The 11,239-nt window shown below is 39.9% G+C and carries 8 protein-coding genes and 1 tRNA gene; 3 read left to right on the forward strand and 6 right to left on the reverse strand.

Annotation, left to right across the window (positions count from 1 at the left end; all coding sequences use genetic code 11):
• The 4 genes from J8L97_RS21300 to J8L97_RS21315 form a co-directional block, all read right to left on the reverse strand.
• Positions 1 to 181 (reverse strand): hypothetical protein (locus J8L97_RS21300; protein WP_211052641.1); only part of this gene is annotated, 181 nt, incomplete at its 3' end.
• 97 nt (positions 182 to 278) lie between these two features.
• Positions 279 to 1,934 (reverse strand): alkaline phosphatase, encoded by a 1,656-nt coding sequence (locus tag J8L97_RS21305; protein ID WP_192508480.1) that lies wholly within the window; start codon positions 1,932 to 1,934, stop codon positions 279 to 281.
• Positions 1,935 to 2,043: 109 nt separating this feature from the next.
• Positions 2,044 to 3,237 (reverse strand): sodium:proton antiporter, encoded by a 1,194-nt coding sequence (locus J8L97_RS21310; RefSeq protein ID WP_211052643.1) that lies wholly within the window; start codon positions 3,235 to 3,237, stop codon positions 2,044 to 2,046.
• 114 nt (positions 3,238 to 3,351) lie between these two features.
• Positions 3,352 to 4,734 carry a DEAD/DEAH box helicase gene (locus J8L97_RS21315; protein ID WP_211052644.1) on the reverse strand — a complete coding sequence of 461 codons (1,383 nt, stop codon included), beginning with the start codon at positions 4,732 to 4,734 and terminating at the stop codon, positions 3,352 to 3,354.
• A 319-nt stretch (positions 4,735 to 5,053) separates the two neighbouring features.
• Between J8L97_RS21315 and J8L97_RS21320 the strand changes: the two genes are divergently transcribed.
• Both J8L97_RS21320 and J8L97_RS21325 read left to right on the forward strand, forming a co-directional pair.
• Positions 5,054 to 7,600 carry an Ig-like domain-containing protein gene (locus J8L97_RS21320; RefSeq protein ID WP_211052645.1) on the forward strand — a complete coding sequence of 849 codons (2,547 nt, stop codon included), beginning with the start codon at positions 5,054 to 5,056 and terminating at the stop codon, positions 7,598 to 7,600.
• 142 nt (positions 7,601 to 7,742) lie between these two features.
• Positions 7,743 to 8,126 (forward strand): hypothetical protein, encoded by a 384-nt coding sequence (locus J8L97_RS21325; protein ID WP_211052646.1) that lies wholly within the window; start codon positions 7,743 to 7,745, stop codon positions 8,124 to 8,126.
• A 113-nt stretch (positions 8,127 to 8,239) separates the two neighbouring features.
• Here J8L97_RS21325 and J8L97_RS21330 read toward each other — a convergent pair whose 3' ends face one another.
• Positions 8,240 to 10,063: a HAMP domain-containing sensor histidine kinase gene (locus J8L97_RS21330; protein ID WP_211052647.1), complete on the reverse strand. Its 1,824-nt coding sequence runs from the start codon at positions 10,061 to 10,063 to the stop codon at positions 8,240 to 8,242.
• 243 nt (positions 10,064 to 10,306) lie between these two features.
• Positions 10,307 to 10,391 (reverse strand) — tRNA-Leu (locus tag J8L97_RS21335).
• Between the two features lie 321 nt (positions 10,392 to 10,712).
• Here J8L97_RS21335 and J8L97_RS21340 point away from each other — a divergent pair.
• Positions 10,713 to 11,210 (forward strand): RDD family protein, encoded by a 498-nt coding sequence (locus J8L97_RS21340; RefSeq protein WP_211052648.1) that lies wholly within the window; start codon positions 10,713 to 10,715, stop codon positions 11,208 to 11,210.
• Positions 11,211 to 11,239: the final 29 nt, after the last annotated feature.

Genomic DNA, 11,239 nt, shown 5'->3' on the forward strand with positions numbered 1-11,239 from the left:
TTTGCCCTGCCAATATATCACCTTGATATAAAACCTTTCCATTTCCATTTTCATTTTCAACTTTAACTTTCTGATTTATTTCTTGACCTAACTCATCAACTCCCTCAATTATATATTCGTTATTATTAGCATTAACTTGGCTAGATAAAAGCAAGAATAAAAATGTAAATTTAAACCTCATAAAAACTCCCTATAAAATGAGGTTTAAATATAACCAGAAAACATTAAACAATTATTAATTTTCTAGATAATTGTTCAATGAATACTATTTTAATATTTTATTTAAGTTCTAACGCAGCCATCATTTTATTAGAAATATCAACATGATGTTGTAAAGTAGAAAACTGCTTAGTGACGCCTTCTGGACCAAAAGCATAAACAGGGACTGGTGCTGCTGTATGCGTACCAGTTCCCCACACAACATTTTGCTGACTCGCCACTGCGCGCGCTATTTTACCTGTAAAATCTTCACCACCGTATACGTAGAACTCTGAAAAATCATTAAAATAAGGAAGTGGTTTATCATCAGCCCCTACTTTATACGACTCATCAATTTTATCAGCTTGCTCTAATGTGACTGTATATGGTGTCAATTCTTCTATGGCTTTTTGCCACTGTACATCAGTGCTATTGCTATAATCGGTATCGGCATTAACGGCCCCCATCACATCGAAGAATGTGCCTTTTTGTTCGTATAAATTATCCAGAATATTTAAAGACCCAAAATTAAAATTAGGCTTGTAATCTCGATTATTCATACCATCTCCCGGGAGAGAAACCGGTTCAGGTTTATTAACATTTGAATAACTGAATCCAAAGCTCCCCGTTTCATGATCTGCGGTCACCACCACTAATGTATCATTACGATCTTTGACCCACTCATGCACAGCTTCAACGGCTTCATCAAACTTTAAAAGCTCATTAAGCATCCAGCCAGCATCGTTTGCATGCCCAGCCCAATCTATTTGCCCACCTTCAATCATTAAGAAAAATCCATCTTCATCTTTAGATAAAATATCCAATGCTTTAACGGTCATTTCTTTTAATGATGGCTGAGTACAACTGTTATTTGCCTGACATGCTTTATATGCAATGCCATCATCCATACCTGAATTTGCAAATAAGCCCAATAACTTATCTGCATCACTATTTTGCAACTGTGCTTTGTCAAAAGCCAATGCGTATCCATATTGCTCTTTCGCAGCTAATACAATATTTTTATCATCATTGCGTTTCGACTTTTTGTATACGCTCGCTGGCATCCCCAAATCAGCAAGTACTTTTTGATCTGCTTCATCTGTTTTAATATCTGATGGAATAAAGACTCGCGCTCCGCCCGATAATAATACATCAACCATACCGGTATTTACGAGTTGTTCAGCAATCTCAGGTTCCATAGATCGATGTGGTTGGTGCGCAGCAAATGCAGCTGGCGTAGCATGAGTAATACGTGTATCTGAGACCAAGCCTGTTGCTTTACCCGCTTTTTTCGCTTTTTCTAAAATAGTTTCTACAATGTTACCTTGCTCATCAAGACCGATCATTTCAGAGCCAGCAGCCATACCCGTTGCCAATTGTGTCGCGGAACATGCCGAGTCTGTCACTAGCATGCCATTTTCCCCATGCGGAGCATTTAATGAAAGCCCCATGTGCCCTGCGTCTGCTAACTTGGATAAAGCCGTTTGATTTCCACGAGCGTTATAAGTCGAATTTGGCGCTCGGCGAGCATACTCTTCCAATAAACCAACTTGCTGTGCCCCCATGCCGTCACCAATCATTAAAATTACATTTTTCACTGACGTTACTGGTGTGGGTGCAACTTCTTTTATAACCTCTTTTTCTACTTCTTTGATCACTTCAACCGTTTTAGTATCATCGTTGCATGCAGTGAGTAAAACAGCAGATACTGCTAATGTTATTAGTTTCTTTTTCATGGTCTTCCCGTAACGTATGAGCAAATTAGTCTTATGCAATTAAAAATCGATGCTCATTTTAGGGACGTATAATGACTTTTTTATTTCATTTACATGACGTTTTGAGTACTTACTCCAATCCTTTAAAACTCAAAGAAACCGGCCGAGTAGATATACCGTGTACGAAAATACTCAGTAAAACACTGTAGATGGCGACTTCAGTAATTAGCGCTCCTTCCTTTCCTGTCATTACTGATAATAGCATTAGGGTAAAAACCACCGTTGCCAACCCTTTAGGACCAAACCACGCTAACGTGAGCCGTTCATGTATCGTAGTATCACTGTGCAGCAAGCTCAGCATTACTGGAAGTATCCTGACCACTGAAATTGCTAACACAGCAAACACCATCGCATCAACATTGACCCCATTGCTCAACAGTGAAGTGCATACAACACCAAATAACGTCCATATTAATAATGTCGCAAAATCGGCTAGATGCTCACTCTCTTCAATCAATTGATCTTTCACCTCATCATCGTAAAAGCGGTCAAATAGCAAACCACTTACAAAAGCGGCAATAAAGCCACTACCATGTAGTGCTTGTGCCAGTGAAAAAACAAGTAATGCAACACCAACAAACAAAAAAGGACTTGTCGTCGTCGCAAAAAAATGGTGATGCTTGGCCTTTTTTATAAGCAAAATTGAAAGCCACGTCACCGTGATTGCGATCACACAAGCTATGCTTAACTCTCTGAAAAAAAACCAAGATAGCGTTGATAATTCGGCACTCTCATGATTTACAAAAATTCCCAACATAAATAAAAAAAGCGGTACACATAATCCATCATTTAAGCCACTTTCTACGTTAGTCGCTTCCCTCAACCTTATTGGCACCCGCTTTTCTGTCAAAAATCCTTTACACAAAGCGGCATCGGTAGGCGCAATGATCACGGCCAGTAAAGTGGCTCCAACCCAAGTGATCGGTAATAACCAATAAGCAAATATAGCCCCAAAAAGCACCGTTAAAGGCAGCCCAATCAGTAATAATCGTAACGGCAATTGATAGGACTCATAAAGTATACGCAATCGTGTCTTTGCAGCGTCACTAAAAAGAACCACTGCCAATGTAACTTCAACGACAGGTAAAACTATCGAGGCGTCTAACAGAGTAGAAGTACTTTCATAAGAGAGTAATAATGCGAGTAATGCACCAAATGACACAAACAATATGGGGGCGGTGACTTCTGCCTTGGCAAGCTGCCGGACACTAATGGAATATATAAACAGAACAAGGCCTATGCTGGCCAAAACATAATAAATCATCATTATCCTTATCAAGTAGTTTGTTACTACTATCAATGAATAATGATGATAAGCAAGTTAAATCATCTTATTTTATCGCTGCGTCACACTATATTAAGTACGTTTCACTGGCAGCTATGACGCCTTAGGTTTGGGCGCCGAAAAACGTCGACGTTTAGGCTTGGCATTGGTCGGATTATCAATTGCAGCTTTTACGTGTGACTTTGCTGAGCTTCCTCCATTTCCACGTGGTTTATGCTTGCTTTGTCCTTGCTTCGCTTTATTTGATGGACTTTGCCCTTGAACTTGATTACTGTGGGTTTTCGGTTTCTTTGCCTTTTTAGGTTTCACTGGGCGTGTATCCAATGCTTTTTCAGGAACAGGGTGTTGCGGTAAAAAGCCATCTTCTTCAGCTCTTGGGATCAAAGCGCCAATAAAACGTTCAATGCCATACAAATCAACTGCGTCATCGGCAGTCACAAATGAAATTGCTTGACCATCACTTCCTGCTCGCCCAGTACGCCCTATACGATGAACATAATCCTCATAAATATTCGGTAAGTCATAGTTAACCACATAAGGCAGTTCTGCAATATCTAATCCGCGCGCGACGATATCTGTTGCCACAAGCACATTGACTTCGCCTGTTTTAAACCCATTGAGTGCTTTTACGCGTGCTGATTGAGATTTATTACCATGAATTGCAGCTCCAGTTATTTTATCACGCTCTAACTGCGTGACTAACCGGTTTGCACCATGCTTAGTACGACAAAACACCAATACTTGCTGCCATTTATTGGTTCTAATTAAGTGGCTCAATAGCTTAGTTTTCTGGGGCTTATCTACGGCATATGCAAACTGAGTTACAGTCTTCGAGGCTGCATTTTTTGGTGTCACTGATATTTCAATTGGCGATACAATCAGCCCTTTGGCTAACTCTCGAATTGGATCTGAAAATGTCGCTGAAAATAGTAAGTTCTGGCGCGTTTTCGGCAATACCTTAATAATACGTTTAATATCATGAATAAAGCCCATATCAAGCATACGATCAGCTTCATCCAGCACCAATGTACGTAATTGATTGAACTTGACAGCATTTTGGCTATAGAGATCAAGCAACCTCCCAGGCGTAGCGATGAGAATATCCACGCCTTTACGCAATTGAATCATCTGAGGGTTTATTTTCACACCACCATATACAACCGCAGAACGTAAGCGTGTTCCTTGACTATATGCTTCCACGTTTTCGGCTATTTGCAAAGCCAACTCTCGTGTTGGAGCTAACACTAACGCCAATGCTTGATTAGCACGTGGACGGTCCTCTTTTAACAATTGTTCGATAAGCGGTAACGTAAAAGCAGCTGTTTTACCTGTACCCGTTTGTGCCGCAGCCATCACATCTTGCCCTGATAAAACCGCAGGGATCCCTTTAGCTTGAATCGCTGTTGGGGTTGTGTAGCCTTTATCTGTAATACTTTGAACAATTGATGGAGACAAACCCAAATCTGAAAACGTCATTTAAACTCTCATGTGTTGGGGCTTATCTTCAACAAATAGATAGGAAAACCACAGCGGCATAAGCCCTAACAAATGAAAGCAATGTGACATCTGCTAAGCCGACTGCACTTACACAGGCTGTTGAATATCTTGATGCTGTTGTAAGAAAATCAAGTATAACAGATCGCTACCTAATCCCCTATTTTCTGCCATATTTATTAACCTCTTTAGACTAAACAAACAGTTTGGTTACAACAATACAATTGATCAACATTTAGCTTACATATATGCTGAACTTTGCTTTTGAGCAAAAAAAACACAACTGTAAAGGAAAATTAAGATGAAATTTAACACCAACAAGGTGCTACATAGTGCAGTAATAGGGCTATGCTCCTTACCCTTTTATTCATTTGCTTATGATTGCCAAGGTATTGAACCATGGTCGAGTAATAATACCTATGTCGCAGACAACTTTGTCACTCAAAATAACACTGCATATAAAGCAAAGTGGTGGACACAAGCAGAATCTCCAGCAGACAATTCCACCCCATATGCAGTGTGGCAAGATTTAGGGGCATGTGGAGGTAATCAAGCGCCAGAAGTTACCCTGCTCTCACCCGCTAACGGTTCAACTTTACCCATAAATGACAGCGCTGTTTTTAGTGCGCAAGCAACTGATCCTGATGGCACAATCACCCAGGTTGAGTTTTTCGTAAGTGGTCTATCCGCTGGTATTGATACACAAGCGCCATTTCAAGTTATCTGGCAAACACAAGCAGGACAGTATCAAGTAACCGCAGTGGCCACAGATAATGTAGGCGCAAGTACCACCAGCACAGCTGCAACATTAACAGTCTCTGATGGTATGCCCAATGTCAGCCCGACAATTGAATTAACTGCACCGCTTAATAACGCACAATATAGGCAAGGTGAGCAAGTTAAAATTGCAGCTTCCGCAGCCGACTCCGATGGCCAAGTAACGAATGTAACTTTCTGGGTCAATGATACATTACTTGCAACAGATGACAGTGCGCCGTATGAAACACTTTGGGATGCAACCGCAGGCAATCAACAAATTAAAGCGATTGTTAAAGATAATAAAAATGCCACGGCATCTGCGATTGCCACTATTTCGGTATCACAGCCAGGGTCGGGGGGATGTGCAAACATTCCAAACTATCAAGCAAGTGGCAATTATAGTACAGGCGATGTGGTAGCACACAATAACAACAAATATCGCTGTGATATTGGACCTTGGTGTAGCTCTGACGCTCTATGGGCTTATGAACCAGGTGTTGGTCAAGCATGGACTGACGCTTGGACAGACCAAGGTATTTGTGCGATTAAACCGATCATAACCTTTAATTCACCAGCGGCAAACAGTACATTATTAAAAGACCGTAATTATGATATCGCAGTGGCGGCATCTGATGCTGATGGTCAAGTCAGTCAAGTAGATATTTATGCTGGTAATGGTTTGCTCGCGAGTTTAACGCAAGCACCATATCAGGTTAATTGGGTACCTCAACAATTGGGAGCCATCCAGCTTAAAGCGATTGCGACCGATGATGAAGGCAATCAAACAACGAACTCTCAAATCGTTACCATAACAGACAAACCAATCGTCAGCTCAATTACCTCCCCAGTTGCAGGAAGCCAGCTAGCCTTAGGTAGTTCAACGCAGTTGACCGCTGATGCATCAGCCTTAGTAGGACAAGTAACACAAGTCAGCTTTGCGGTAGATGGGGTTTTGGTCGCTACTGACACCACAGCTCCGTACTCTACACAATACACTCCAGCGAGTTTAGGTAATAAAACCATTACGGCCATTGCTCAAGATAATCTAGGAAACCAAGCAACTAGCGAAGGTATTAGTGTTAAAGTGATTGACACGCCCATAGCTAAAACACACAAACTAATTGGTTACTGGCATAACTTTGTTAATCCCGCTGGCTGTCCACTGCCACTCGATCAAATCTCACCTGCATGGGATATTATTGATATTGCATTTGCCGACAATGATCGTAACTCAAACGGTACGGTTCATTTCAACTTATTTGAAAAAGACATTCACTCTAACTGCCCAGCAATTGACCCAGTGAAGTTCAAACAAGATATGCAAGCACTTCAGGCACAAGGAAAAGTGTTTGTATTAAGCCTTGGAGGTGCAGAAGGTACTATCACATTAAATACCGACAGTGATGAAGTGAACTTTGTATCAAGCCTTACCGCGATTATCAATGAATGGGGATTTGATGGCTTAGACATTGACCTTGAAAGTGGTTCGAATCTCATGCACGGTACGCAAATTCAAGCTAGGTTACCTCGTGCATTAAAAGAAATTGAGCAAAACATTGGCGGGGATATGGTCCTTACAATGGCACCAGAGCACCCCTACGTTCACGGTGGTATGGTTGCATATACCGGTATATGGGGCGCTTACATTCCACTTATAAATGAACTTCGCGACACATTGGATCTACTTCATGTACAACTGTACAACAATGGCGGGCTACCAAATCCATATCAACCAGGTAGTGCACCAGAAGGCTCCGTTAATATGATGGTTGCACATGCTAAAATGTTACTTGAAGGGTTTGAATTAGCCAACGGTACACGCTTTGCGCCACTACGTGATGACCAAGTTGCAATTGGCCTTCCATCTGGTCCTCAGTCTGCAAACTCAGGACAAGCACCCATAGGTAACATTATTGCTGCATTAGACTGCCTAGTTAAAGGCATTAATTGCTCTACCATTGTACCAGCTAAAAATGCCCCGAACTTTGGCGGCGTAATGACTTGGTCTATTAACTGGGACAAATTTGACGGTTATAACTTCTCAAAACCCATTGGGGATAAATTAACCAGTTTAAATCAAGAAAAGTAATACACTAACACCTCTTGAGACAGAGCATCACACAAATACCTGCTCTGTCTTACGCCACAGCCAAACTGGTCTTGACTCAAATCATGCTGTCGTGTTATTTACCCCTACATCAAATTAATCTCGAATGTAATGAGGTAGCATCATGCATATCCACGGCTTTGTAGAATATACATGGCAAGACGATATACTGTGCTTAAATGTATCAGGCCCTTTTAATATGAAAGGCGTAACTGAAGCATTTGAACAACTGAAAACAACCGTCAATAGCGCACAGCATGAGCAATGGTATCGTATTGAAGAATTTGATCCTGAAACGCTAGGCTGTTTGGAGGTTATGAAGGTTATTCGAGATTCATATCTCTGGTCATTAGAGCATGGATGTTTGTTTATTGCGGTTGTGTGTAGTCATAGTGTACAAATGAACTTGCTAGAAAGTTTTATTGAAAGAACGAATTTACCTATTAAAGGTTTTTTTTGTGCAAAAACAGCTAGGCTCGCAATTGAAGCGCTTAGAAATAAACCATAAAATAAATGAAGTAGACACAAAAATATAGGCATGATCACTAACCACCTATTTTGTCTAACCCACTCAATCAATTAACCACTGAATAAATAGTGCCCAGTTCACCTTTTTTACGATCAATTGGCAATACCTTCATCCGTTGTGTAACGATACTTGGTATTTTCTAATATAATATGTAAACATGCGCCGCCGTGATCTGGACTTAGCATTTTCACCTCTCCTTTTAGCTTTTGCGTAACTAGATTATACACAATACTTAGCCCTAATCCCGCCCCTCCATCATGTCGCTTAGTGGTAATAAATGGCTCAAAAATAACTGAGATCAACTCTTTATCAATACCATTACCATCATCTTTAAAATACACGTGAACAAAATCATTAACTACCATTGCTGAAACAAGGATAGTTAGCGGCCTACTCGGCACCTTGGCATGGCTAATACTATTATTAATACAATAACTTAAAATTTGACAAAACGTCGCTGGGTAACTATCCAAAACCAAATTGCCTGGTATTTCGACTTCAACTGAATACTGTTCTGGGCATAACTCCGATTGATAACAATCAAACACCCCTGTTACAAGTGTCTTCAAATTAAATTCGTCGAGATTATCATATTGTTGATGTACGGCGACTTTTTTAAAATCATCGATTAAAGAAGCGGTTCTTAATAGATTGTTCTCTAGAAGAAATAAAGCCGATTCAGCTTCAGTTATCAACTTTGTCAGTGCCTGCTTTTGTAATAGGCCTGACTCTAAATCAGCTTTGATCACTTGAACTTGCTCTTTTAAGTGAGATTGACTTGTAATTGCAATGCCCAATGGAGTATTTAGTTCATGGGCAAAGCCACTAACCATATTACCTAAACTTGCTATTTTAGCTTCCTCAATGAGTCGAGTCTGAGCCGCACTTAAACGAGATAGTAGTGTTTCAATGAAGGCAAACAAACCATCTAACTGGTGACCTATTTGTGCAATTTCATCATCACCAAACAGATCTGCTCTTAGCGAAAAATCCTCATCTTTCGTTACCCGTTGTAATACTTTGTTGATTTTTAATATATGTTTTGAGACTCGATTATTGAGATAGTTCAGTAATATCAAACATCCTATACTGATTGAAATTATTCCTATAAGCGCACTAAAAACGAGAGATAGCTTATTATCATGGCGCACCTTAGATAAGCTTTCGTTTAAAATTTTACTGTGGGTTTTTACTGCTTGAATATTTTCATACATTTTGGCCCTTAGCCCCTGCTTATGGGTTAAGCCTTGTTGCTGTATTAATGAAACATATTCTAGAAAACCGTGTTGATATTTCGCTAAATACTGTAAATAAACCCCTGCTTGTTTCGCAAATGATGCTTCTATCAACTCTGTAGCTCTCTCAAAGTGCTGTTGATGTAACGTTAGGTAATGTGGTTTGAAGCGCAGTAAGTAATCTTTCTCAGCACGCCTTAATTCCAAAATTAAAATTTCCAACTGAGGAAGCGACTCTTGGGTAGCAATAGATTGCAGTCGATGTGCATGGTATCGAAACTCCCCATAAACCCCCTCAGCTTCATTGTAACCGAGCTTAGTTTGAGACTGTTCAAATAGACCAAGTACATGGCGAAATGTTTTTATTTTTTCATCAATTTTATTCAATTGAGTTACATGCTCAGGCTCGTCAAGAATGAGTGTTAATAGGTAATTAAATTGATCTTGATAATTTAAAAATAAAGGTGCTATTGCGTGTGCCAAATGCACTTCTCTTTCAACCACATAACGTTCTTGATGTTCAATTAAGCGATTAATCGAACCTTCAAAGCCGCTAAGAGCTCTCTCAAGTTTAATACCATTCGTTACTTCTGTGTATAAAAACCAACTTACAATACACACAACCAAAGTACTTATAAACGCAGCCCCTTTAAACAATAACACTGAATGTCTTAACTGCACACAACTCACTTAGCTGCTATCACTGCACTAAGTTTAGCTCAGAAAAGGGACTGTGTCGTAAATACTAAACTATGATAAAAGTGAATTTAAAGATCATTTGACCTTTGATGATTAAGACGCATGGTGTCAATGCGTTAGATTAATAATGATTATTACAGTAGAAGCGATAATTTTAGGAGTTAGTGAAAACTTCAAATTTTAGGCAAGAAAAAACCCGCTGATAAATCAGCGGGCTATAAAAAGTGGTACCAGTGGGCGGACTTGAACCGCCACGCCCGAAGGCAACGGATTTTGAATCCGTCATGTCTACCAATTCCATCACACTGGCATAATTTTTCTTTCATCTTCTAAAACAAGAGAAAATAAAGAAAAACCACTTTGAGCTAAGGCTTTGTTTGTATGCCCTCGTCTCTATGCCATGCATTATACAAATATAACTCAGCCCGGCAAGCTGTTTTTTGCAATTTCATATCAACAGACTAACAAATGTACAAATAGTGTAATATTCCCCCAAAAAGAGCATACTTATTACGCCTGCTTTTACCTAACCCGTAAACAGCTTACAAATTTCAATAGGCTTCGCCATTAGTAAACGCTTTGTGTAGAATAGTACTAGTTTTTATTTCTCTACGACACTGTGAGTATTGTTATGTCAGACTTCCCTAAAGCGGGTCTTCTTCGTCGTTTAGCGTCGTTAATGTATGATGGTCTTGTGGTCATCGCATTTGCTATGTTAACGACCATCGTTTATTTAATCATTATACAGAGCTTCATCTCGGCTGGCATACTCCAACTCGGAGAACATGAAGACGTATCGGCCTTCATTCAAAACTCAACACTACTTTATAGCCTTCGTGCAATCTTACTCGTACTCGTTAGTCTATTGTTTTTTAGTTACTTCTGGACCAAGAGTGGACAAACAATTGGTATGCGTGCATGGAGACTAAAGGTGCAAACACAGGACGGAAATCTGCTTTCGTGGAAAACAGCAATGTTACGCAGCTTAACAGCGCTATTAGGGTTAGGTAACTTATTTGTGTTAATTGACTTTAAGAAAAAGCGCGCATTACAAGATTACCTGTGCGACACTGAAGTTATATTTTTAAGTAAAGAAGAAAATAAAAAAGTATACAATAGCTTAGATTAAGTAAAAAAGGCGCCTTGCGCCTTTTTTAC

Source organism: Pseudoalteromonas sp. MMG012, from assembly GCF_018100875.1.
Lineage (GTDB): Bacteria > Pseudomonadota > Gammaproteobacteria > Enterobacterales > Alteromonadaceae > Pseudoalteromonas > Pseudoalteromonas aurantia.